Source organism: Amycolatopsis coloradensis (genome assembly GCF_001953865.1).
GTDB lineage: Bacteria > Actinomycetota > Actinomycetes > Mycobacteriales > Pseudonocardiaceae > Amycolatopsis > Amycolatopsis coloradensis.
Genome location: NZ_MQUQ01000011.1, coordinates 15,092 through 39,523 on the forward strand (window position 1 = coordinate 15,092; position 24,432 = coordinate 39,523).

A 24,432-nucleotide genomic window follows, 5' to 3' on the forward strand; every position below is an offset into this window, starting at 1 on the left:
GGGACGAAACAGGTTGTTGCTGGAACGTGAGACCGAACTGAGCCAGGTGTCCGAGGCGTTGCGGCATGCCCGCGCCGGCCGGGGTTCGCTGCTGGTGGTCGGTGGCCCGGTCGGTAACGGGAAGTCCGCCTTCCTCGACGCGTTGCCACCACTGGCCACCGAGCACGGTGCCAGGGTGCTGCGGGCGAGTGGGGCGGTGTCCGAACAGCGTTTCCCGTTCGGTGTCGTGCGTCAGCTCTTGGACCCGGCGAAACCTCAGGGGCTCTCCGGCCGGCCCCCGTCGGTGAAGGACCGGATCGGCGCCATGCCGTGCGAGCGGCCCGAAATACCGGATCCGGTGGAATTGACGAGCGATCGGCAGCCGTTGCTGGTGCTGGTGGACAACGTGCACGCGGCCGATCAGCCCTCGCAGCGCTGGCTGGGACAGCTGGCGCGAAGACTCGACGGAACCAGAGCCGTGCTGGTGGTGACCGTCAGAGACGGCGACCCCCAGACCGAGCTGCCCCTGGCACGAGCGGTCACCGACCTCGCGACCGGGTGGCTGCGGCCGTCCGGTCTGTCCGTACCGGCCTGTCGGCTGCTCGTGGAGGCACATTTCGACGGGCCGGTGCAGGAGGAGTTCGTTCTCGCCTGCCACGAGGCCTCCGGTGGGAACCCGATGGTACTCAAGGCGACCCTGCTGGCCGCCGCCGCCGCAGGCCACCGGCCGGTCGCGGAGGAGGCCGCGCGGATCCGTGCGCTGCGGCCGCCCGCACTGTCGCACCGCTTCCTGTCCTGCCTCCAGACGTACCCCGAACACGTGCGACGGCTGTGCCAGGCCGTGCTGGTGCTGGGGCAGGACGCCGACCCGGAACTGCTCGACCGGTTGTGCGACCTGGACCCGGCCGGGCGGACCGAAGCTATCCGGCTGCTTCGCCGGGCCGGGTTGCTCACCGACGAGCCACGCCTTCGGTTCAGCCACCACGCGGTCGGTGCCGCCGTCGAACACTCCGCCAGCGTCGCCGAGGTGGAACGGTTACACACCAAGGTGGCCGCCCTGCTGTACCAGGGCGGCCACCCGGCCGAGCGGGTGGCCGCACATCTGCTGGCGGTGACCGCGCCGCAGGAGGACTGGACCACCGATGTGCTCCGCTCGGCGGCGGATTCCGCGCTGCGCCGGGGAGATCCCGAGTCAGCGGCCCGATACCTGCGGCGGGCCCTGCTGGCCTGCGGGCCGGAGGGCCCCGGCCGGGCCGAGCTGCTGATGGGCCTGGCGAACGCGGAACAGGGATTCGACACCGGTGCCGCGATGCGGCATGCGCTACAGGCAACCCACCTGCTCGACACGCCCGCAGGGCGCGCCAGGGCAGCGGCCTCGATCGGGCTGCTGGCGCTGGGTCGGACCTCGAGTCGAACGGTCGAACAGGTCCGCCGGATCGCGGGTGAACACGGTGAGCCCGAACGCCTGCGCGGCGCGGACCGGGAAGCGGCGCTGCGGCTGGAGGCGCGGTTACGGCACGCGTCACAGTTCGATCCTGGCCGCCTCGACGAAGCGGTGGACCGGCTGGGCGAGTTCGGTGACCGGCCACCGATGGACACGCGGAGCGGCCGGGAACTGACCGCCACCCTGCTGTACGCCGGCATGCTGACCGGCCGCCTCACCGCGGTCGAGGTGGCCCGGCTCGGTACCCGGATCCTCGACCGCGAGCCGGCGAGTCCGGACCATGCGCACACGGCCACGCCACTGGTGGTCACCGCCTTGCTGGCGGCCGACAGGGCCCCGGCCGTGTGTTCCTGGCTCGAGTTGTCCGTGTCCGAGTCGGGCAAGCAGCAGGCGCCGGTGTCCCGTGCGATCGCCTGCGCCGAGCTGGCGCGGGCGATGTGCGGCCTCGGCCGGGTGGCCGCGGCGGTACCGCTGATCACCGAGGCGCTGGAGCTGCTCGACCCGGAGTGGATCGGCGGGGACCTCCTGCTGGTCGGGGTGCTGGCCTCGATCATCCACGAGTCGGCGGTGCCCGACCCGGAGCTGATCGGCCGAATATCCACGATGTACTTTCCCGCCGACAATGATCCGCACACGGCGCTGACGAAGTCGTTGGCCGCCGGGGCGCAGGCGGCAGGACAGGGCAACAGCACCGAGGCGATCCGGCACCTGCGTGACTGCGGGCGGATGGTGGAGCGGCTCGGCTGGCGCAATCCCGCCGTGCTGCCCTGGCGCAGCTGGGCCGCGGCCCATCACCTCAAGCTCGGTCAGACCGGTGACGCCAGTGAACTGATCGACGAGGAACTAGTGCTGGCGGAGCGGTGGGGCGCCCCGACGGCCATCGGGCGGGCGCTGCGGATCCGGGGCGGCATGGAGTCGGGGGAGACCGGCGTGAAGTTGCTGAGGGAGGCCGTCGAGGTGCTCGGCGGTTCGCCCAACGCACTGGAACTGGCGAGAGCCTGCCTGTCGCTGGGCAATCGGCTGCGGGCCGACGGGCAGGCGGACGCGGCCGAACTCCTGCGCCGCGGGAACCTGCTCGCGGCCGAGTGCGGCGCTACCCTGCTGCCGGAACAAGGGAGCCAGGCCGGGCCTGCCACGGACTCCAGGCCGCTGACCGGTGCCGAACATCGTGTGGCGGTGCTCGCCGTCACCGGCCGGACGAACCAGGACATCGCGGAAGTACTGGGGGTCAGGTCCCGCACGGTGGAGAAGCACCTTACCCGTGTCTACCGGAAGCTGGGCGTGTCCGGGCGATCCGGTTTGGACGATGCGTTGCGTGCGCTCGCTCCCGATGTCAACGCGGTGTGAGTAGCGTCATGTCGAGGTTGGCCCATTCGATGCCGTACCAACCGTTCGCGGGAACCCTTCCGCCCTATTCCGTGACCACAGTATTTCCCGATCCCGGCTCCTTCGCGTTGACCGACCACCATCGGCGTTCATACGATCGTTGGGGGGAAAGAGATTCTGCACCGTACCCGGTTTCGTGGGTGCGTTTTTCGCTGCCAGGAAGGCAAAGGTGATCTGTGGTGTCCGAACGCGATGACTCCGGCACAACTGGCCGGACCGACGACCTGCCCCGCGGGCTGGTCGAGCGTTCCAGCGCGGGCGTGGCCCTCTTCGACGAGCAGTTGCGGGTCCTGGAGAAGAACTCCGAGCTGTTGCGCCAACTGAACCGCCGTTTCGGGGAGGTCCGCGGGCGGCGATTCCCGGAGCAGACGGTCAAGGGGCGGCCGGAGCAGGCCGAACCGGGGCGGCGGCTCAGCGACCTGGAAACCCGTATCCTGGAGGGCATCGCGGCCGGGATCTCCGTGGTGGAACTGGGTTCACAGTTGTACCTGAGCCGGCAGGGGGTGGAGTACCACGTGCGTCACATGTTGCGCGCGCTCGAAGCGGCCAACCGGCCGGCGTTGATCTCCCGTGCCTACAGCCTGGGAATGTTCACCACGGGGGTCTGGCCACCCAAGGTCCGCGCGGAGTTCGTCAAGTGACAAGCGCGGTGCGGTACCCGAACGGGGTCGGTGACGTCATCGCCGACCCCGCGGATTCACCAGCTCAACTCGCCACTGCTCGTTGGTACGCCCGGACGCTGAGCGGGATCGCCGCCGCCAGCGCCACGATCAGGGTGCCCACCGCCACCTGCGCCGGATGGGCCGCCGGCAGGCTCGTTCCGCCGCCGGCCACCGGGTTTCCCCACAGCAGACGGCAGGTCGTCACCACCGAGCTGACCGGATTCCACTCCACGAGGGTGCGTAACCACCACGGCAGTCCTTGTACCGGAACGAAGGCGCTGGACAGGAACGAACCAGTGACCAGCACCAGAGCCGAGAGCGCGGAGATGGCGTCGTGGTTGCCCACGAGCAGCCCCAGCAGCAAGCCCAGCCAAACCATGGCGAAGCTGTACAGCAGCAGTACGCCGAATCCGGCGACGGCGGCCGTGAAATCCCCGTGCAACCGCCAACCCAGCAGAAGGCCGGCCACGGCGGCGATGGTCATACCGAGCACGGCGAGCGCCAGGTTGGCCAGGGCCTGCGCGAGCAGGATGCTGATCCGGGGCACCGGTAATGAGCGGAACCGGTCGACCAGGCCGTTGCGCAGCTCCGAAGCCACCGACACGGCCGTGGCGCCGAGGCACTGTAGTCCTACTTGGACAGTGATTCCGGCCATCATGTAGTCCAGGTACTTCCCGCCACCGCTGAGGGTGATGGCGTTGCTGAACATGTAACCCAGTACGAACACCATGCTCACCGGCATCAGTGTGACGCCGAGGATCTTCCCCGGGTTCCGCAGCAGGTGCAGCAGGTGCCGCAGCGTCATCGCCGTGACCTTCATCGGGCACCACCTTCACCGGTCAGAGCCAGGAACACCTCGTCGAGGGACGGGCGACGCACTCCGAAGTCGATCACGTCCAGTCCCGCCGACTCCAGCGCCGTGGCCGCGGCGGCGATCACCCCGAACCCGCTGGTCAACTGAACTGTCATCTGGCGTCCGTCCACAGTGCAGGGGGACTCGGTGGCTACCCCGGCCAGCGCGGTCACCGCCGCGGCGACGTCTTCGAACCGTGCCAACGAAAACTCCAGACGCGCGCCGCCGATCTTCGTCTTGAGCATGTCCGCGGTGCCCTCCGCGATCACCTCACCCCCGGCCAGCATCGCGATCCGATCCGCCAACTGGTCGGCCTCCTCCAGGTACTGGGTGGTCAGCAGGATGGTGGTGCCGGTTGACACCTGCTCGCGGACCAGCTCCCACAACACCTGCCGGCTGGCCGGGTCCAGCCCGGTCGTCGGTTCGTCCAGGAAAACCACGGGCGGCGTGGCGATCAGGCAGGTGGCCAGGTCCAGCCTTCGGCGCAGGCCGCCGGAGTAGGTGGCCACCAGCCGGTCGGCCTTGCCGGTCAGTTCGAACCGGTGCAGCAGCTCGTCGGCCCGCCCGCGCGCCCCGCGCCGGCCGAGCCCGAGCAGAATTCCCAGTAATACCAGGTTTTCCCGGCCGGTGAGCTGGTTGTCCACCGCCGCGTACTGGCCGGCAAGACCGATCCGGGCGCGCACCTGCTGGGGGTGGGTGACCGTGTCGAAACCGGCCACCACCGCGTGCCCGGCGTCCGGTTTCTGGAGCGTGGCCAGGATACGGACGATGCTGGTCTTACCCGCTCCGTTGGGACCGAGCAGACCCAGCACTGTTCCCGGTGGGACGGAGAGGTCCACCCCGCGTACTGCCTCGTGCCCGCCGTAGCGCTTGCGCAGCCCCTCCGCCCGGATGGCGATGTCCATATGCCCCCCAAGACTTTTCGGTGTAAGGAATACCGTTCGATACTCAGGCACGGCACCCGCCTATGTACAGCAACCACTGTCCTCGCGCAAACGATGTTTGCGCAAGGACAGTCAGTCACTGACAACTGGCGATCGCGGTCCGTCGTTGGCTACGGTGGACATCGCCGCACCGAGAAGTTTCGGTTGCTTCAGTCTTCTTCCCTTGCTGCTGCGGGGAAATCAGTAAGTCATGTCGGGAACCACCGTTTTGCCAATGCCTTTGGGGGTTGTGCATGTCCGAGACCGTTACCGCACCGAGTTTCGCCGTGATCTCCGGTGCTCAAGTCCAGCGTGCGTTGTCAGGCAACGAGAAGCGCGTGGTGGAGCTGGTCGAGGCCGCCTACCGCACACACGGTGCGGGCGACACGGTGAACCCGCCCTCCTACTTCCTGCGCTTCCCCGACCGGCCGTCGGCACGGATCATCGCGCTGCCCGCCTCGCTGGGTGGCACGGCCAGGGTGGACGGGCTGAAGTGGATCTCCAGCTTCCCGACGAACGTGTCGGCCGGCCTGCCGAGGGCGTCGGGGGTGCTGGTACTCAACGACCACCTCACCGGATACCCGTTCGCCTGCCTGGAAACCTCGATCATCAGTGCGGCACGGACGGCGGCCTCCGCGGCGCTGGCCGCCGACTGGCTGACCCGCGGCCGCGACCGGCCGCGCCGGCTGGGGTTCATCGGTACCGGCCTCATCGCCCGCTACGTGCACACCTATCTCGCCGGTACCGACTGGAGCTTCGACTCGGTGGCCGTGCACGACCTGTCGGCCGAGCATGCCGAAGGGTTCCGCGGCTACCTCGCCGGGGCGGCCCCCGATGTCGAGGTCACGGTGGCCTCGAGCGCCGAGGACCTGATCCGCGACTCGGACGTGGTGGTGTTCACCACCACGGCGGGCAAGCCGCACGTGCTCGATCCCGAACTGTTCTCGCACAACCCACTCGTGCTGCACCTGTCGCTGCGGGACCTGAGCCCGGAGATCATCCTGTCGGCCACGAACGTACTCGACGACGTGGAGCACTGCCTCAAGGCCGACACCTCGCCGCACCTGGCCGAGCAGGCCAGCGGCAACCGGGACTTCGTGCACGCCACGTTGTGCCAGGTGATGAACGGCCAGGCCGAACTGCCGGCGGACCGGCCGATCGTGTTCTCCCCGTTCGGACTCGGCGTGCTCGATCTGGCTGTCGGCCTGCACGTTCACGACGAGGTGCGCGTGGCGGGGGAACTGGCCGTGGTCGAGGACTTCTTCCACGAGCTCTCCCGCTACGGAAAGCGCGCTCCGCGCGCGGACCGTTCCTGACCTGGAGGTCGGTGTGCCTATCATTTCCGCTCCACACGAGTTCATCGAGGACGACCTCTACGTCGACCTTGGCGAACTCGTCGGGCATTCGCTCTACCTCAAGTGCGAGGGTCTCAACCTGGCAGGCTCGATCAAGCTGAAGGCCGCGGCGGAGATGGTCACCGCGGCCGAGCGGGAGGGCCTGCTGCGACCCGGATCCATCCTGGTCGAGTCCTCGTCCGGCAACCTGGGCATCGCGCTGAGCATGATCGCCGCGAGCAAGGGCTATCAGTTCCTGTGCGTCACCGACTCCCGGTGCAACGCGGTGACCAAACAGCTGATGGAAGCCTACGGCAGCAAGGTGCACACGATCTCCGAACCGTTGCCCGACACCGGGTTCCTCGGCGCGCGGCTGGCGTTCGTGGACAGCCTGTGCGCACGGGACGACCGGTTCGTCTGGCTCAACCAGTACCGCAACCCGAACAACAGCCTGGCGCACTATCAGCAGACCGCCCCGGCCATCCTCAAGCAGTTCCCGGACGTTCAGGTGTTGTTCATCGGTGCCGGCACCACCGGCACCCTGATGGGCTGCGCCCAGTACTTCCGCGAACACAAGCCGGACACCACCCTGGTCGGGGTCGACACCGTCGGTTCGGTGACCTTCGGTGGCCCGCCTGCTCCGCGGCTGATCCCGGGCGTCGGCGCCGGGGTATTGCCACCGCTTTACGACTCGTCCTTTGTGGACAATGTGGTGATGGTGCCCGAGCCGGACACGGTGCGTACCTGTCGACGGCTGGCCCGCCAAGGCTTCCTGTTCGGCGGGTCCACCGGAACGGTGATCAGCGGGGCACTGAAGTGGTTGTCGGCCAACCCGCTCGGCCCCACCGAGGCGGCCGTGGCGATCGCCCCTGACTTCGGTGAGCGTTATCTGGACACTGTCTACCGCGATTCCTGGGTGCAGGAAACGTACGGGTCCGAGTCGGCCCTGGATCTCACTTTCGAAGGAGTGCGTGAGCATGGCTGAGTTGCACCGGGCGGGACTTCCGCTGTCCGCGGCCCAGAGCGAGATCTGGTATGCCCAGCAACTGGACCCGGCCAACCCGATCTGGAACATCGCCGAGTGCTACGAGATCCACGGCCCGGTGGACGTCGGGTTGTTCGAGTCCGCGACGCGGCAGGCGGTCATCGAGGCCGAGTGCCTGCGGGTCCGCTTCGAGTCCGTCGACGGCGAACTTCGGCAGTTCGTGGAACCCTTCGACGGCTGGCCGTTCCCGGTGCTGGATGTCAGCGACGAGCCGGACCCGGCCGCGGCCGGTCGGGCGTGGATGTCCGCCGACGTCGCCCGTCCGGTCGACCTGACCGCCCCGCCGTTGTTCGGCCTGGCGCTGCTGAGGGTCGAGACGGGGCTGTTCTTCTTCTACGTCCGCGCGCACCACATTCTGTGGGACGGATTCAGCGAGGCGCTGTTCGCCCGCAGGGTGGCCGAGATCTACACGGCGCTGGTCGAGGGAAAGTCCACTCAGGACGGTGCCTTCCCGCCGCTGGCCGAGCTGCTCGCCGAGGAGACGGCCTACCGCGCGTCCTCACAGTTCGAGCGGGACAAGGAGTTCTGGGCCGGTCGGTTCGCCGAGGCTCCCGAGCTGACCAGCGTGTCCGGCCGGACCGCAGAGCCGGTGAACGACTTCGTCCGGTGCAGTGGCCGGGTCAGTGCGTCCACTTTGGAGCGACTGCGCGAGCTGGCATGGGAGGCGCGGACCACCTGGCCCACCTTCATCATCGCGGCCACCGCGGCGTACGTGCACCGGATGACCGACTCCAGCCAGGTGCTGCTTTCCCTTCCGGTGGCGGTACGCCCCGGCAAACTGGCCGGCAAGGTGCCGGGGATGCGCGCCAATGTGCTGCCGCTGCCGCTGACCATCCGGCCGGACATGTCCCGCGCCGAACTGCTCGCCAGCGCGGGCAAGGAGGTCGGCAGCACGCTGCGGCACCAGCGCTTCCGCGGCCGTGACGTGCGGGCCATGATGGGTCTGGCCGCCGCCGACCGCAGGCCGTTCGGTCCCGAGCTGAACGTGGTGTCCTTCTTCGAGCAGATGCAGTTCGGACCATTCCAGGGCTTCACCAAGAACGTGTCGACGGCCCCGAGCGACGACCTGACGATCACCGTTTACCACGCCGAGAACGGCGGCCTCTACGTCGCGTTCGACGGTAACTCCTCGCTCTACAGCCTGGAGGAACTCACCGCGCACCTGGACCGGTTGCTGGGCTTCCTCGACGCCTTCGCTTCGGCCGAGGCCGACCTGCCGCTGGGCAAGCTGGACGTCGTCGGTGAGCAAGAGCGCCGGCAGTTGCTGATGGACCACAACGACACGGCCAAGCCGCTGGACTTCCCCGGTGTGGTGGAGCGGGTCCGGCAGACCGCACAGGAGCGGCCCGAGGCGGTGGCCGTGTTCGACGACACCGAGTCCCTCACCTATCGACGGCTGGCCGACCGTTCGACCGCGCTGTCCCGGCGCCTGCTGGCGGCCGGTGTCCGGGCCGACACACTGGTGGCGGTGCTGGCAGATCCCGGTTGCCGATTCGTCTCCGCCGTCCTCGGAGTGCTCGGCGCCGGGGGCGCGTACCTCCCGCTCGACCCCAACGCGCCTTCCTCTCGCAACGCCGGGGTGCTCGCCGACAGCGGCAGCGCCATCCTCCTGGTGGACCCGGAGTACCGGGAGCAGGCCACCGGGTTCGGCGAGATCACGGTGCTGGAACTGGACGACGTCGAGGAGGAGGCGGCGGCGTTCACCCCGCCCGCCGCCGCGCCCGAGGACCTGGCTTACGTCATCTACACCTCCGGTTCCACCGGCCGCCCCAAGGGTGCGATGGTGCACCGCGAGGGGATGGCCAACCACCTGCTGGCCAAGGTGGAGGATCTGGGAATGTCCGAAGTGGACGTCCTGGTGCAGAACGCCCCGCTGACCTTCGACATCTCGGTGTGGCAGATGCTCGTCCCGCTGGTCTCCGGCGGCCGGGTGGTCGTGGTGTCCCGATCCACCGCCGCCGATCCGGTGGAGTTGTTCGGCCGGGTCACCGAGCAGCGGGTCACCGTGCTCGAAGTCGTGCCCTCGTTGCTGCGGACAGCCCTGGAATCATGGGACGCCGGCAATCCCGTGCCGGACCTGTCGGCCTTGCACCACCTGGTGGTCACCGGCGAGGCGATGCCGCCGGACCTGTGCACGCGCTGGTTCGCCCTGTTCCCCGATATCCCACTGGTCAACGCCTACGGTCCCACCGAGTGCTCCGACGACGTCACCCACGCCGTGATCACCGCCACCGACGAGGTCGGCCCGGTCCGAGTGCCAATCGGTCGCGCCGTGCGCAACACCCAGTTGTATGTGCTGGGCCAAGAACTGCGGCCGGTGCCGTTAGGCGTCCCTGGTGAGCTGTACGTGGCCGGAACCGGTGTCGGGCGTGGTTACCTGGCCGATGCCGCCCGCACGGCAGCCACCTTCGTGGCCGACCCCCACTCGACCCGCCCGGGCGCCCGGATGTACCGCACCGGTGACCGGGTGGTCCGCCGCGCCGACGGCCAACTGGAGTTCCTGGAGCGCAGGGACCGCCAGGTCAAGGTACGCGGGCACCGGATCGAGCTCGGTGAGATCGAGGCCGCGCTGCGGGCCGTTGACGGCATCACCGACGCCGCGGTCGAGGTCAAGCAGGCCTCTTCGGGCCAGCCGCAACTGGTCGCCTACGTGGCAGGCAAGGCCGAGCCGGAGGCGCTGACCGAGGAACTGGTCAGGACCCTACCCCGCTACATGGTGCCTGCCGCGTTCGTGGTGCTGGACGCGTTGCCGTTGACCCCCAACGGAAAGGTCGACCACAAGGCGCTGCCCGCGCCAGATCTGCTCGGACTTATCGGCCGCGGCCCCCGCAACCCGCGCGAAGAGGTGCTGTGCGCGGTGTTCGCCGAGGTGCTCGGTCTGTCCAAAGTGGGCATCGACGACAGCTTCTTCGACCTCGGTGGCGAGTCGCTGCTGGCCACCACCCTGGTCAACCGCGTCCAGCACGCGATGGGCGTCACCCTGTCCATCAAGGAGGTCTTCAACGCACCCACGGTGGCCGAGCTGGCCGCCCTGACCACCGGACCGCGCCGTGCCCGGCCACCGCTGGTCCGGGCGACGGAGGCGGCCAACAACGTGCCGGTCTCCTCGGTGCAGCACAGGTTGTGGTTCCTCAACCAGCTTGAGGGCCGGGTCGGCACGTACAACATCGTCACGGTCACCCGGATGTCCGGCGACCTGAACCGCAAGGCTCTGTGGCAGGCGCTGACCGACACCGTCGAGCGGCACGAGACGCTGCGCACGGTCCTGCCCGAGGTGGAAGGCGTTCCCTACCAGAAGATCCTGCCTCTCGAGGAGGCCAGGCCGGTTCCGCTGGAGACCGAGGTCACCGAGGAGCAGCTGGCCGAACTGGTGGACGCCGATGCCAAGCTCGGCTTCGACCTCACCGCAGAGCTGCCCTTCCGGTTCCAGCTGTTCGTGCTCGGTCCTCAGGAGCACGTGATGCTCGGCGTCGTGCACCACGTTGCCGCGGACGGCTGGTCGGTGGCGCCGCTGGTACGCGACATCGGCATCGCCTACGCCGCCCGCGTCGAGGGGCGCGAGCCGGGCTGGGGGCCGCCCCCGGTCCGCTACACCGACTACACCCGCTGGCAGGCCGAACTGTTGGGCAGTGCCGAGGACCCCGACAGCGTCCTCGCCGAACAGCTGACGTACTGGCGGGCGACGCTGGCCGGGATGCCGCAGCGGCTGGAGCTGCCGACCGACCGGCCGCACCCGGAAAAGCCCACCCACCGCGGTGACACGGTCGTGTGCATGATCGAACCGCGGCTGCACCACGACCTGGTCCAACTGGCCAGGGTCACCGGCAGTTCGGTGTTCATGTTGGTGCAGGCCGGTGTGTCGCTGCTGCTGGGCAAGATGGGTGCGGGCGAGGACATCCCGATCGGCACTCCGGTTGCCGGTCGCACCGACGAGGCGCTGCTGGACCTGGTCGGGTTGTTCATCAACACCCTGGTGCTGCGCACCGACCTGTCCGGGGACCCGAGCTTCCTTGAGCTGCTGGCGCGGGTGCGCGAGGCGGACCTGTCGGTATACGACAACCAGGACGTGCCGCTGGAACAGCTGGTGGACAGCATCAACCCGGTGCGCTCGCGGTCCCGCCAGCAGCCGGTGCAGGTGGTCATCGCGGTGCAGAGCGCACAGCAGAGCGACCCGGTGATGCCGGGACTGGTCACCAGCCTGCGCCGGATCGGCAACGGCACCTGCAAGTTCGACCTGTCCCTTGAATGCACCGAAACCTTCGCCGAGGACGGAGCCGAGGCCGGCCTTGAGATCAGCATCGAGTACAGCGTGGACGTGTTCGACCGGGACACGGTCGAACACCTCGGTGCGGAACTGGCCAAGCTGATCGGGGCCGCCGTCGCCGAGCCGGACCTTCCGGTCAGCACGATCGCGGTGACCGCTCCGCGCCGGGCAAGCCGCCGTGCCGCGCCCATCCTTGCCGCCGGGAAGGGGACGTCGACCACCCCGTACCGGGCCCCGCGCAACCCGCAGGAGGAGATCCTGTGCGCCCTGTTCGGCGAGGTACTCGGCGTTGCCAAGGTTGGCATCGACGACAACTTCTTCGAGAACGGCGGACACTCGCTGCTGGCCACCCGGTTGATCAGCCGGGTCAGGTCCACGCTGGCCGCCGAGCTGGAGGTGCGTGACCTGTTCGAGTCGAGCACCCCGGTCGCACTGGCCCAGCTGCTGGACCGGGACGCGCCGAACCGGGCGAAGCTGCGCCAGATGGACCGTCCGGACACCATTCCGCTGTCCTACGCCCAGCAGCGGCTGTGGTTCCTCAACCGGCTGGAAGGCGCCAACGCGACCTACAACATCCCAGTGCTGCTCCGGCTGTCCGGCGAACTGGACCGGTCCGCGCTGCAACAGGCGCTCGACGACCTGGTCGGCAGACACGAGATGCTGCGGACGGTGTTCGTCGAGGTGGACGGGGTGCCGTGCCAGGTGGTGCGGGACCGGGTGGCCGTGCCACTTCAGGTGATCGAGGTGTCCGAACCCGACCTTCGGGCCGCCGTGGAAGTCTCGGTGAGCCAGGGCTTCGACCTCGCGGTGGACGTGCCGATGCGCGCCAAGCTGTTCGTGCTGGGCGAGAACGAGCACGTGCTGTTGATGGTGGCGCACCACATCGTCAGCGACGGCTGGTCCTCGGTCCCGCTGTCCGGTGACCTCGCCCGTGCCTACCAGGCCCGGCGCGCCGGTGAGGCCCCGAGCTGGCAGCCGTTGCCGGTGCAGTACGTGGATTACACGCTGTGGCAGCGAGAACTGCTTGGCACCGAGCAGGACCCGGAGAGCCTGTTCAGCCGGCAGCTGGACTTCTGGCGCGGCCGGCTGGCGGACCTGCCGGAGGAGTTGCCGCTGCGGGTGGACCGGCCCCGCCGGGACGTGCCCTCTTATCAGGGCGACACCTACCGGTTCACCCTTGGTACCGAGACCCACCGTGGGTTGGTCGCACTCGCCAGGCAGGCCAAGGCCAGCATGTTCATGGTGTTACAGGCCGCGGTGGCCAGCCTGCTGACCAAGCTGGGCGCCGGTAACGACATCCCGCTGGGGACCCCGATCGCAGGCCGCACCGACGACGCGCTGGACGAGCTGATCGGGTTCTTCCTCAACTCGCTGGTGCTGCGCACCGACACCTCCGGTGACCCCGCCTTCGCTGAACTGGTGAGCCGGGTCCGTGAGGCCGACCTTGGCGCGTACGGCAACCAGGACATGCCCTTCGAGCGACTGGTTGACCTGGTCAATCCGGAGCGGGCTGCCGCGCGGCATCCGCTGTTCCAGGTGATGGTGGTGCTCCAGAACAACGCCACCGCCGAGGTGCGTCTGCCCGGCCTGGAGAGCACTGCCGAGCTGCTTGACACCGGCGCCGCCGACCTCGACCTGCACTTCGAGTTCGACGAGGACGTCGAAGAGGGCATGGCCGCCTTCATCCGGTACAGCACCGATCTGTTCGACCGGGACACGGTGCGCGGCATCGCCGAGCGCCTGATCCGGCTGATCGAGGCCGTGGTGGCCGAGCCAAGCCTGCCGCTGAGCCGGATCGAGATCCTGGACGAGGCCGAGACGGCACGGCTGCGGCAACGGTGGGACGGCACGACACGGGGCTTCGCGTTCACCGACGTGGTGACCCAGGTTCGCGACTGGGCTCAGCGGCTGCCCGATGTGGTCGCCGTGGCCGATGACGAGGGGGAGACCACCTACGCCGATCTGATCGGGCGGGCCGACGCGGTTTCGCTGCGGCTGGCGGCGGCCGGTGTCCGGCGGGGTGATCTGGTCGGCGTGCTGGCCGAGCCGGGGGTCCGGTTCATCGCGGCGATCCTCGGGGTCTGGGGTCTCGGGGCGGCGTACGTGCCGCTGGACCCGAACTCGCCCAAGGTTCGCAACGAGGCCCTGATCCGGGACAATGGAATCCGTTTCCTGTTGTCCGACAACGAGTTCGAAGGCTCCCTGCGGCTGGACGAGGAGATCGCCGACGACGGGTTCACCCCGGTGGCGACCACGGCGGACGACCTGGCGTACGTGATCTTCACCTCCGGCTCGACCGGGAAGCCCAAGGGCGCGATGGTGCACCGCCAAGGCATGGTCAACCACCTGCTGGCCAAGGTGGAGGAACTCGGACTGTCCGATGTGGACGATGTGCTGCAGAACGCCCCGTTGACCTTCGACATCTCGGTGTGGCAGATGCTGGCCGCGCTGGTGGTCGGCGGCCGGGTGCGCACGGTCCGCCGGGACATCGCGATGGACCCGGTCGCGCTGTTCGCGCTGGCCGAGACCGAGCGGCTGTCCGTGGTCGAGGTAGTGCCCTCCCTGCTCCGCGCCGCGCTGGAGGAGTGGGAAAACGGCAAGGCGCCCGCGCTCTCCGCGTTGCGCTGGCTGGTGGTCACCGGGGAGGCGCTGCCCGCCGGGCTGTGTGCCCGGTGGCTGAGCCGGTACCCGGGAATCCCGCTGCTCAACGCGTACGGGCCCACCGAGTGCTCGGACGACGTGACGCACGCGGTGATCGCCACCGCCCCGCATCGGGTGCCGATCGGCACCGCGGTGCGCAACTCCCGGCTGTACGTGCTTGGCGACGACCTGCGGCCCGTCCCGCCCGGTGTGCCCGGTGAGCTGTACGTGGGCGGCCTGGTCGTCGGGCAGGGCTACCTCGGTGACCCCGCGCGGACCAGTACCACCTTCGTGCCCGACCCGTACGCCCCGGCCGGCGGTGCCCGGATGTACCGCACCGGTGACCGGGTGGTCCAGCTCCCGGACGGTCAGCTGGAGTTCATCGGCCGCCAGGACCAGCAGGTCAAGGTGCGCGGTCACCGGATCGAACTGGGTGAGGTGGAGGCCGGGCTGCGCGCGGTCCCCGGTATCACCGACGCGGCGGTCCGGGTGGACATCGATGCGGCCGGCCTGCGCCGCCTGGTCGGCTACCTGGTGGGGGGCGTCGACCTCGGCATGGTCCGGCGCGCCCTCGCGGAACGGCTGCCGGACTACATGGTGCCAGGCGCGTTCGTCCAGCTAAACGAGCTGCCGCTGAGCGCCAACGGGAAGCTCGACCGTAACGCGTTGCCCGCTCCGGACCTCGCCGCGCAGACCGGCGGCCGGGTGGCCAGGGACCCGCGGGAGGAGATCGTCTGCGGGATCTTCGCCGAGCTGCTCGGGCTGTCCTCGGTCGGCGTGGACGACAGCTTCTTCGACCTCGGCGGGCACTCCCTGCTGGCGACCCGGCTGGTCAGCCGGATTCGCTCGGCACTGGGGGTGGAACTGCCGATCCGCGCGGTGTTCGAGAGGCCGACGGCGGCAGGCCTGGCGACCGCCGCGGCACGCGCGGGCCGGTCCCGGCCGCCGCTGCGCCCGATGCCGCGGCCCGAGGTGGTCCCGCTGTCCTTCGCCCAGCAGCGCCTGTGGATCGCCAGCCAGATCAGCGACTCCTCCTACGCGATGCCGGTGGCACTGCGTATGTCCGGCCTGCTGGACCGGGCGGCTCTCACCGCCGCGATCAACGACGTGGTCGCCCGGCACGAGGTCCTGCGGACCGTGTTCGGCTCGGTGGAAGGGGTTCCGTGCCAGCTGGTGCGGGACCGGGTGGAGCTGGAGCTGCCGGTGCGGGAGCTTGCCGAGGCGGAGCTGCGCCAGGCCATCGACGTGTCGGTGGCGCGCGGGTTCGACCTGTCGGCCGACCTGCCGATCCGGGCCGAGTTGTTCGCGCTGGGCGAGCGGGAACACGTGCTGCTGGTGGTCGCGCACCACATCGCGAGTGACGGTTGGTCGGCAGCCCCACTGTCGCGGGACCTGGCGGTGGCGTACCAGGCCCGGTGCGCCGGTGTGGCCCCGCGTTGGGAGCCGTTGCCGGTGCAATACGCGGACTTCGCGCTGTGGCAGCGGGAACTGCTGGGCGCCGAGGAGGACGCGGACAGCCTGTACGCGCAGCAGCTCGGGTACTGGAGGGAACGGCTGGCGGGAATGCCGGAGGAGCTGGCGCTCCCGGTGGACCGGCCCCGTCCCGCGGTGCCCAGCCAGGGCGGTGACGCCGTCCGGTTCGAACTGAACTCCGAAGTGCGGCAAGGGATCATCAGCCTGGCCCGGGAGACCGGGGCCACGCCGTTCATGGTGCTGCAGGCCGCGGTCGCCGGACTGCTGACCAAGCTGGGTGCCGGTAACGACATCCCGCTCGGCACCCCGATCGCGGGCCGTACCGACGACGCGCTGGACGAGCTGGTGGGCTTCTTCATCAACTCGCTGGTGCTGCGGACGGACACCTCGGGTGATCCGGGTTTCGCCGAGCTGGTGAGCCGGGTCCGTGAGGCCGACCTCGCCGCCTACGGCAACCAGGACGTGCCGTTCGAGCGCTTGGTGGACCTGCTCAACCCGGAGCGCTCGGCTGCCCGGCACCCGCTGTTCCAGGTGATGGTGGTGATGCAGAACAACGCCGACGGCGAGGTGGAACTGCCCGGCCTGCGCACCGCGGTCGAACCCCTCGAGACCAGGACCTCCCGGTTCGACCTGCACTTCGCCTTCACCGAGGACGAAGACGATCTGACGGGGGTGCTCACCTACAGCACCGACCTGTTCGACCAGGCCTCGGTGACCCGGTTGACGTCCCGGCTGGTCCGGTTCCTCACCGCGGTGACCGGCGACCCGCAGCGGCCGCTGAGCCGAGTGGACATCCTGGACCCGGCCGAGCGGCGGCAGCTGCTGGTGACCTGGAACACCACCGCCCGGGTGGAGACGCCCAGCCTGGTGACCCTGTTCCAGGCCGAGGCGGACCGGGTCCCGGACGCGATCGCCGTTGCCCATGGGGACGACCGGATCAGCTATGGCGACCTGAACCGGCGGGCCAACAGCCTCGCCCATGCCCTGATCGGCACCGGCGTCGGCCCCGGTCACCTCGTCGGGGTCCAGCTGCCCCGGTCGGTGGATCTGGTGACCAGCCTGCTGGCGGTGCTCAAGACCGGCGCGGCCTACCTGCCGATCGACCCGTCCTACCCGGACGACCGGGTGGCTTTCATGGTCGAGGACGCCAAGCCCACCGTGGTGATCAGCACCGGGGAGGCCGCGCCGTCCCTCGACGTGCCGATGTTGCCGCTCGACCACCAGGGCACCGCCGAGGCGCTGGCCGCCCAACCTCAGTCGAACCCGGCCGACACCGACCGAAAAGCACCGCTGACCGGGACCACCCCGGCCTACGTGATCTACACCTCCGGTTCGACCGGTCGCCCGAAGGGTGTGCTGGTGGAGCACAGCGCGCTGACCGACTACTTGAACTGGACCCGGCAGCAGTACCAGAGCGCCACCGGGACCTCCCTGGTGCACTCACCGGTCTCCTTCGACCTGACCGTCACCGCCCTGTTCACCCCGCTGGTCCGCGGGGGAAAGGTCGTGCTGGCCGGACTGGACGACGGCGGGGCCGATGCCCTGAAGGCACTCGGCGGTTCGGCGGTGGACTTCATGAAGGCGACACCGAGCCACCTGCCGCTGCTGTCCGCGCTGCCCGGAGAGCTTTCACCCACCGGCGAACTGCTGCTCGGCGGTGAGGCGTTGACGGCGGAAGCGTTGGCGCAATGGCGTTCCGAGCACCCCGGGGTGACGGTGTTCAACGTGTACGGGCCGACCGAGGCGACGGTGAACTGCGCCGAGTACCGGATCCCGCCGGGCACCGCACTGCCGCCCGGCGCGGTGCCGATCGGCCGGCCGCAGGCCAACGCCCGGCTCTACGTGCTGGACGCGGCGTTGTCCCCGGTTCCGCCGGGGGTCTCCGGTGAGCTGTACATCGCCGGGGCGGGCCTGGCCCGAGGCTATCTGAACCGGCCGGGGCTGACCGCGCAGCGGTTCGTTGCCGACCCCTACGGGCCCGCCGGTTCGCGGATGTACCGCAGCGGCGACCTGGCCCGGTGGAACGCCGAGGGCAACCTGGAGTTCCTGGGGCGGGCCGACGACCAGGTCAAGCTGCGTGGGTTCCGGATCGAACTCGGCGAGGTGGAGACCGTACTCGCCGCCCACGCCGGGGTCGAGCGGGCCGTGGTGGTGGTCCGTGAGGACCAGCCTGGCGACAAGCGTTTGGTCGCCTACGTCGTATCGGCCGGGGACTGCGATCCGGAGGCGCTCCGCGAGCACGCCGGGGCCGCACTGCCCGACTACATGGTGCCCGGCGCCGTGGTCGTACTGGGAGAGCTTCCCTTGACAGCGCATGGAAAGCTCGACCGGAAGGCGCTGCCCGCACCGGAGGCGAACACCAGCTCGGCCCATAACCGGCCGAAGACCCCGCAGCAGGAGACGCTGTGCGAGCTGTTCACCGAGCTGCTCGGGGTGAGCGGGGTCGGCATCGATGACAGCTTCTTCGACCTGGGCGGGCACTCGCTGCTGGCCGCCCGGCTGCTCGGCCGGATCCGGGCGGTGTTCGGGGTACAGCTGGCCATCACCGACCTGTTCGCCGCGCCCACCCCGGCCGGTCTGGCCGAACGGCTCGCGACGAAGACCGCCGGGGATCCCTTCGACGTGCTGATCCCGTTGCGTACCGGGGGAACCGAGCCCGCGGTGTTCTGCGTGCACCCGTCCGGTTCGGTCAGCTGGTCCTACATCGGACTGGCCAAGCACATCGGCCCGGAGCGACCGATCTACGGGTTGCAGGCGGCCGGGCTGAGCGAGCCCGCCGACCTGCCGGACTCCATCGAAGACATGGCTGCCGACTACGTCGCACGGATCAGGCAGGTCCAGCCCGAGGGGCCGTACCACCTGCTCGGCTGGTCCTTCGGCGGGCTGGTCGCGCACGAGATGGCGGTGCAGTTGCGGGAAGCCGGGCAGCAGGTGGGGCTGCTGGCCAGTTTGGACAGTCATCCCGTCGGCGATCCCGATGAGGTGCCCACCGACCACGACTTCTTCCTCACCATGCTGGGCTTCTTCGGCTACGACCTGGCCGATGTCGGCGACCGGACGCTGACGATGGCCACGGTGGTCTCGATCCTGCTACGGGACAACGTGTTGCCGGGCCTGACCGAGGACAAGATCGGCAACACCCTGGTGACCTGGCGCAACAACATCCAGCTGCACGGCCGGTTCACCCCGCGCCACTACCCGGGCCGGATGCTGCACTTCGTGGCGACCCTGGACCGGGACAACGGGGTCGACACCGCCGCGGACTGGCGTCCGCACCTGGGCGGAGGGTTGCAGTGCCAGGAGATCACCTGCTCGCACCAGGAAATGATGCGGCCGGGGCCGCTGGCCGAAATCGGCAAGATCATCGCTTTCGAACTAGGCAACCAGACCGCATAGCGGTAGCCGGAGCAGAGGAGCGCACCATGACCAATCCCTTCGACGACGACGCGGGCACCTTCTCCGTGGTGTCCAACGACTTGGGCCAGCACAGCCTCTGGCCGTCCTTTATGGACATACCAGAGGGCTGGCGGCCGGCGTACGGCCCGGAGTCCAGGAGCAACTGCCTGGACTACGTGGAGAAGAACTGGACCGACCTTCGCCCGAAGAGCCTGGTCGATTAACCGAAAGTCAACGAGGAGGTGTGTCGGTGCACGTCGAAAAGAAGACCAGCCCGTCCGGTGGTACCACGGCCGCGCTGATCACCGTTTCCACGGAAGAACGTGGCGGTGTGGACCAGGCCGTCGAGGAACTGCTGGCCGAACACGGGGCGGTGTTCCTGCGCGGGATCGGGGTGGCCGGCCCCGAGCACTTCCGGGCAGTGGTCGACCGGTTCAGTGAGAAGCTGTTGGACTACCGGCACGGCAACTCGCCGCGGACCCAAATCGGCGACGGGGTCTACACGTCGACCGATTACCCGGCGGGCTACGACATCTCGCTGCACAACGAGATGTCGTACGCGCCGACCTGGCCCAGCCGGCTGTTCTTCAGCTGCCTCGTCGAGCCCGCCACCGGTGGGGCCACCCACCTGGCCGACGGCCGGGCCCTGCTGCGGGACCTCGATTCAGTGGTGCGCGACCGGTTCGAGGGGCTCGGGGTGACCTACCGGCAGAACATGCACGGCGGGGTTGGCTTCGGCAAGTCCTGGCAGGCCACCTACGACACCGAGGACCGCAAGAAGGTCGAGGAGTTCCTCACCGCGGCCCAGGTCGGTTTCGAGTGGACCGCGGACAACGGGCTGCGTACCTGGCAGATGCGCCCGGGCGCGCGTTCGCACCAGGTCAGCGGGGACGCGGTGTGGTTCAACCAGGCCGACCAGTGGCATGTGTCCAACCTGCCCGAGGCCGAGCGGGAAGCGCTGCTCGGCATGGTCGAGCACGAGCAGGACCTGCCGCTCTCGGTCAGCTATGGGGACGGCAGCCGGATCACCACCGAGGACCTGGACACCGTGCGCGAGACCGCCGGGCGACACGCGCTCGACGTGCCATGGCAGTGCGGGGACGTGCTCATGGTGGACAACATGTCGGTGCTGCACGGGCGCCGCGCTTTCACCGGAGACCGGAGAATTCTCGTATCCATGGCCTGATTCCCGGGCCAAGACCGGCTCGATTCCTTCACAACAAATGAAGTGGAGCAAGAAAATGGAAACGATCAACCGCGAGCGTGCCGCCCGTATCAAGGAGATTGTCTGCGAGATCCTTGAGCTTGACCAGGACGAGGTCACCGACACCAGCCTGTTCGACGAGGACCACGGGGCCGACTCGCTGCGTTCCATCGAGATCCTCGCCGCGCTCGAACGCGAGTACAGCGTGATCATCGACCAGAACGAGCTTTCCCGGATGGTCAACCTCAAGAGCGTCTGCGAGGTCGTCGGGGAAGTCTCCGGCGGCTGAGCACGGCCGGCTGACACCTGCGAGGCGTTGGAGTGGAAGGGGAACAACCGGTGAACGAGAATCGACTCGCCATCACGTCGTGGTCGGCGGTCTCACCGTTCGGCATCGGACGGCAGTCGTTCGTGGACGGTCTGCGGGCCGGGATCGGGACGGTGAAGACACTGGAGCCCGGCCGGTGGGACGGGCCGGACGAACGGGCGTGCCTCGTTCCGGGGTTCGATGCCAGGGAGGTGCTGGGCAGCAAGGGAACGCGGTCGATGGACCGGGGAACCGCGCTGGCCGTCACCGCCGTCGGACGACTGGTCGACGGTGACCGGGACGGGATCGTCGGCGACGGCGGGGACATCGCGGTGGTGCTGGGTACCACGATGGGCAGCGCGCAAAGCGCGGTGGACTTCACCAGGACCTCGCTGACGGCGGAGAAACCCTTCTACGTCGACCCGTCGAAGATGCCGAACACCGTGATCAACTGCGCCGCCGGCCAGTGTGCGATCTGGTGTGGCCTGAAGGGGCCGAACACCACGCTGGCCGGCGGCCGCGCGGCCGGTCTGTTCGGCCTGACCTACGCCCGCCGGCTGCTGGCCACCGGACGGGCGGCCAGGGTGCTGGTCGGCGCGACCGAGGAGTACTCCACGGCACGGGCCTGGCTGACCGCCCGGGGCCGCTCCGGCGGACCGACGGACACGGTGCTCGGCGAAGGGGCCTGCGTGCTGCTGGTGGAACCGGCCTCGGCCGTGCCGCCGGAGCGGTCGCCGCTGGCCGAGGTGCTGGCGGTCGAGTCCAGGGTTCACTTCAGACACAACATCGCGGAGGTGCTCACCGCCTGCGTGGACGCCGTCCTGAGGTCTGCCGCGGTCACCAGTGACCAGGTGGCAGCGGTGGTGCCCTCGAGTGTGCCCGGGGAGGGCGGCGAACAGGAAGGGGCTGTGCTGGCCGGTCTCTTCGGCGAGGCGGCGCTGGCGGAGGTTCCGCTGGTGAACCTGATCGGCGACGCGGGTGCCGCGTTGGGCCCGCTGCAGATCGTCATGGCACTGGAGACGGTGCGGACGCCGGGTTCGGTGGTTCTTGTGTCCACTGTGGATAGTGCGGGCAGTGTGTCTTGCGCACTGTTGCGGCTGGCGGGTGAGCGGTGATGGCGGTGGGCACCGGGGTCAGCCCGGTCGCCGCCGAGGTGCGGCTGGTCGGCCCGGGGGAGGCCGGGGAGGGTAGGGCGCTGGCTACCGCTTCGGTGCGGATCGACGCCAGTGAACCGGTTTTCGCCGGACACTACCCGGATTTCCCCATCTTCCCGGGGGTGTGCGTGGTGGAGTGCGTGCTACGCGGCGCCCGGCTGGCCGCGCCGCAAGCTTGCGGAGACCTCTACCTGGCCGCGGTGGAGTCCGCCCGGTATCTCCGTGCGGTCTTCGCCGGTGACGTGCTGGACATCGGCCTGGAGTTCACCTGGGACCGGACCGCGGTGCGGTGCCGGGCCAAGGTGGGCACCCAGCGGGGTGAGGCGGCGGTGGTCCGGCTCCGTTACCGGAGAGGGGAGAGCTCATGATCGGTGCGGCCGGCATCAGGAGGGTGCTGCCGCACCGGTATCCGATGCTGCTGGTCGACCGGGTGCTGGAGCTGAACCCAGGCCGCGACCTGGTCGCACAGAAGGCGATCAGCTGCAACGAGCCGTGGTACTCCAGGCTCGGCGAGGATCTGTCCGAAATGGACATGGCCTATCCGGGAGTGCTGCTCATGGAGTCCTGGGCGCAATCCGCCGGGGTGCTGGCCGCGGCCACCCGGCCGGACACCGGCGGCGTGATGCTGGCCGGCTCGATGTCGGACATCGAGTTCTTCGGCAGTGCGCGGCCGGGAGACGTGGTCGAAAACCACGTCCGGCTGCGCCGGGAACTGCCCGACGCGGCGATCTTCGAGGGTGCGGGAGTGGTCGGGGGACGGGAGTTGTTCACCGTCGGAGCCATGGTCCTGGCCTTCCGGCCGGCTGAAGTGTTGCGGTCAACCGAAAACGAAGTGAAAGCAGGTGAACGACGGTGACGGGGAACAGAACCGGGGTCGCGCTGGTCAGCGGAGGGTCGGGCGGGATCGGTGGGGCCACCGTGTGCAGGCTCGCCGAGCTGGGCTACGACGTCAGCTTCAGCTACCACGGCAACGAGCAGGCCGCTGGTGCGGTGGAGAAGCAGGCGGGTGAGCTGGGCGCCCGGGTACTCACGACGAAGGTGGACGTGGCCGACCCGGACGCGGTCCGGGCCTGGGTGAGCGGCACAGAGGCCGAACTCGGCCCGATCGCGGTCGCGATCACCGCAGCCGGGATCACCCGGGACAACCCGCTGGTGGCGATGCCCGATGAGGATTGGCACGCGGTGCTGGAAGCCAACCTGACCGGGGTCTACACGGTGTGCCGGGCCGCGGTGTTCCCGATGATGAAGCGCCGGGCCGGCTCGATCGTCAACCTCTCCTCGGTCTCCGGGGTGCAGGGCAACGCCACGCAGACCAACTACTCGGCCGCCAAGGCCGGGATCATCGGCTTCACCAAGGCACTGTCCAAGGAGGTCGGCCGCTATGGCATCCGGGCCAACGTGGTGGCCCCGGGAATGATCGACACCGGGATGACGGCGGTGCTGCGCGAGCAGACCCTGCGCAAGATGCTCGACGCCACCGCGCTCGGACGGCTCGGCACGGCCGGGGAGGTGGCCGACCTCGTGGGCTACCTGGCATCGGACCGCGCGGCCTACATCACCGGCTCGGTCTTCGAGATCCACGGTGGCCTCACAATCTGATCGGAGAAAAGTTCGATGCCAGACAAAGCCCGGCCCCGCTGGTACTTCTCGATGCGCAGCCCGTACTCCTGGCTGGCCCATCACGACCTGACCGAGCACTTCCCGGACGTGCTGGAAACCGTGGAACTGATCGCCTGCTGGGAACCGGACCAGCCGATGACCGAGCGGCTCGACGCGGCGGGGGTGAAGGCGCTGTACACACCGATGTCCCGGGCCAAGCACTTCTACATCTTGCACGACGTGCGCCGGCTGGCCGCCGCACGCGGTCTCAAGGTGACCTGGCCGGTGGACCGGGACCCCACCTGGGACGTGACGAACCTGGCTTACCTGATGGCCGATCAGGCCGGCAAGGGCCGTGAGTTCCTGGCGGCGTGCTACCGGAAGCGGTGGGCCGAAAACAAGGTCATCTGGGACCGGGCGGTAGTCGCCGAAATCGCCGGGGAACTGGGTCTCGACCCGGTGGCGGCCGCGAGTGCCGCCGACAACCCGGAATTGCAGCAGCGGGGCGTGGAACACATGGCGCGCGCGGACAAGGAAGGCGTGTTCGGTGTGCCGTACTTCGTGCACGGCCGGGAGACCTTCTGGGGACTGGACCGGCTGAGTTCCTTTGTGGCCGCCGTGCGCGGAAAGCCGGTGAGGGACTACCCGGACTACGCCTGGCGTGCCGGTGTCGAGGAGACCGACCTGTGGGTCCGCGCCGGCGGCGACGGGGGACACGCGGGCGGCTGCGGCTGACCGCGAAGGAGATGCTGGAAAGGAGGACTCGTGA

15 protein-coding genes are annotated in these 24,432 nt (G+C 69.2%); 13 read left to right on the forward strand and 2 right to left on the reverse strand.

All coding sequences use genetic code 11. The annotated features are described in order from the left end of the window. Positions 1-13: 13 nt before the first annotated feature. Both BS329_RS20445 and BS329_RS20450 read left to right on the forward strand, forming a co-directional pair. Positions 14-2,770: a helix-turn-helix transcriptional regulator gene (locus BS329_RS20445; protein WP_076162854.1), complete on the forward strand. Its 2,757-nt coding sequence runs from the start codon at positions 14-16 to the stop codon at positions 2,768-2,770. A gap of 218 nt (positions 2,771-2,988) precedes the next feature. Beyond that, positions 2,989-3,450: a helix-turn-helix transcriptional regulator gene (locus tag BS329_RS20450; protein ID WP_244197230.1), complete on the forward strand. Its 462-nt coding sequence runs from the start codon at positions 2,989-2,991 to the stop codon at positions 3,448-3,450. 64 nt (positions 3,451-3,514) lie between these two features. Here the strand turns inward: BS329_RS20450 and BS329_RS20455 are convergent, their stop codons facing one another. Then, on the reverse strand, positions 3,515-4,291 hold the full coding sequence (locus BS329_RS20455; protein ID WP_076162856.1) for an ABC transporter permease: 777 nt from the start codon (positions 4,289-4,291) through the stop codon (positions 3,515-3,517). After that, entirely contained in the window at positions 4,288-5,229 is a 942-nt protein-coding gene (locus BS329_RS20460; RefSeq protein ID WP_076162857.1) for an ATP-binding cassette domain-containing protein, read from the reverse strand. The genes BS329_RS20455 and BS329_RS20460 overlap by 4 nt, the downstream gene beginning before the upstream one ends. Before the next feature lie 272 nt (positions 5,230-5,501). Here BS329_RS20460 and sbnB point away from each other — a divergent pair, with 272 nt between their 5' ends. The 11 genes from sbnB to BS329_RS20515 are packed head-to-tail and all read left to right on the forward strand — an operon-like array spanning position 5,502 to position 24,398. Further along, entirely contained in the window at positions 5,502-6,563 is a 1,062-nt protein-coding gene (gene sbnB / locus BS329_RS20465; RefSeq protein ID WP_076162858.1) for a 2,3-diaminopropionate biosynthesis protein SbnB, read from the forward strand. Positions 6,564-6,576: 13 nt separating this feature from the next. Continuing rightward, positions 6,577-7,566 (forward strand): 2,3-diaminopropionate biosynthesis protein SbnA, encoded by a 990-nt coding sequence (gene sbnA / locus BS329_RS20470; protein ID WP_076162859.1) that lies wholly within the window; start codon positions 6,577-6,579, stop codon positions 7,564-7,566. Then, the gene (locus BS329_RS20475) at positions 7,559-19,399 is read left to right on the forward strand and encodes an amino acid adenylation domain-containing protein (protein WP_076162860.1); all 11,841 of its coding nucleotides are present in this window, start codon (positions 7,559-7,561) and stop codon (positions 19,397-19,399) included. The genes sbnA and BS329_RS20475 overlap by 8 nt, the downstream gene beginning before the upstream one ends. Before the next feature lie 26 nt (positions 19,400-19,425). Beyond that, positions 19,426-19,623, forward strand: a complete 198-nt coding sequence (locus BS329_RS20480) for an MbtH family protein (protein ID WP_076162861.1) — start codon at positions 19,426-19,428, stop codon at positions 19,621-19,623. Positions 19,624-19,649: 26 nt separating this feature from the next. Beyond that, positions 19,650-20,585, forward strand: a complete 936-nt coding sequence (locus tag BS329_RS20485; protein WP_076162975.1) for a TauD/TfdA family dioxygenase — start codon at positions 19,650-19,652, stop codon at positions 20,583-20,585. 55 nt (positions 20,586-20,640) lie between these two features. Beyond that, on the forward strand, positions 20,641-20,892 hold the full coding sequence (locus BS329_RS20490; RefSeq protein ID WP_076162862.1) for an acyl carrier protein: 252 nt from the start codon (positions 20,641-20,643) through the stop codon (positions 20,890-20,892). A 50-nt stretch (positions 20,893-20,942) separates the two neighbouring features. Next, on the forward strand, positions 20,943-22,025 hold the full coding sequence (locus BS329_RS20495; RefSeq protein WP_076162976.1) for a beta-ketoacyl synthase N-terminal-like domain-containing protein: 1,083 nt from the start codon (positions 20,943-20,945) through the stop codon (positions 22,023-22,025). Beyond that, on the forward strand, positions 22,025-22,432 hold the full coding sequence (locus BS329_RS20500; RefSeq protein WP_076162863.1) for a 3-hydroxyacyl-ACP dehydratase FabZ family protein: 408 nt from the start codon (positions 22,025-22,027) through the stop codon (positions 22,430-22,432). The genes BS329_RS20495 and BS329_RS20500 overlap by 1 nt, the downstream gene beginning before the upstream one ends. Beyond that, positions 22,429-22,920, forward strand: a complete 492-nt coding sequence (locus BS329_RS20505) for a 3-hydroxyacyl-ACP dehydratase FabZ family protein (RefSeq protein WP_076162864.1) — start codon at positions 22,429-22,431, stop codon at positions 22,918-22,920. Before BS329_RS20500 ends, BS329_RS20505 begins: the two co-directional genes overlap by 4 nt. Then, positions 22,917-23,663, forward strand: coding sequence for a 3-oxoacyl-ACP reductase FabG (fabG, locus tag BS329_RS20510; protein WP_076162865.1), 747 nt, complete (start codon positions 22,917-22,919; stop codon positions 23,661-23,663). Before BS329_RS20505 ends, fabG begins: the two co-directional genes overlap by 4 nt. A 15-nt stretch (positions 23,664-23,678) precedes the next feature. Next, entirely contained in the window at positions 23,679-24,398 is a 720-nt protein-coding gene (locus tag BS329_RS20515) for a 2-hydroxychromene-2-carboxylate isomerase (RefSeq protein WP_076162866.1), read from the forward strand. Positions 24,399-24,432 lie beyond the last annotated feature (34 nt).

Bases quoted from the DNA above. Each gene is read 5' to 3' on its own strand.
- BS329_RS20500 (WP_076162863.1), top strand. From the start codon at position 22,025: ATGGCGGTGGGCACCGGGGTCAGCCCGGTCGCCGCCGAGGTGCGGCTG.
- BS329_RS20490 (WP_076162862.1), top strand. From the start codon at position 20,641: ATGGAAACGATCAACCGCGAGCGTGCCGCCCGTATCAAGGAGATTGTC.
- BS329_RS20480 (WP_076162861.1), top strand. From the start codon at position 19,426: ATGACCAATCCCTTCGACGACGACGCGGGCACCTTCTCCGTGGTGTCC.
- sbnB (WP_076162858.1), top strand. From the start codon at position 5,502: ATGTCCGAGACCGTTACCGCACCGAGTTTCGCCGTGATCTCCGGTGCT.
- BS329_RS20475 (WP_076162860.1), top strand. From the start codon at position 7,559: ATGGCTGAGTTGCACCGGGCGGGACTTCCGCTGTCCGCGGCCCAGAGC.
- BS329_RS20515 (WP_076162866.1), top strand. From the start codon at position 23,679: ATGCCAGACAAAGCCCGGCCCCGCTGGTACTTCTCGATGCGCAGCCCG.
- BS329_RS20455 (WP_076162856.1), bottom strand. From the start codon at position 4,291: ATGAAGGTCACGGCGATGACGCTGCGGCACCTGCTGCACCTGCTGCGG.
- BS329_RS20505 (WP_076162864.1), top strand. From the start codon at position 22,429: ATGATCGGTGCGGCCGGCATCAGGAGGGTGCTGCCGCACCGGTATCCG.
- BS329_RS20460 (WP_076162857.1), bottom strand. From the start codon at position 5,229: ATGGACATCGCCATCCGGGCGGAGGGGCTGCGCAAGCGCTACGGCGGG.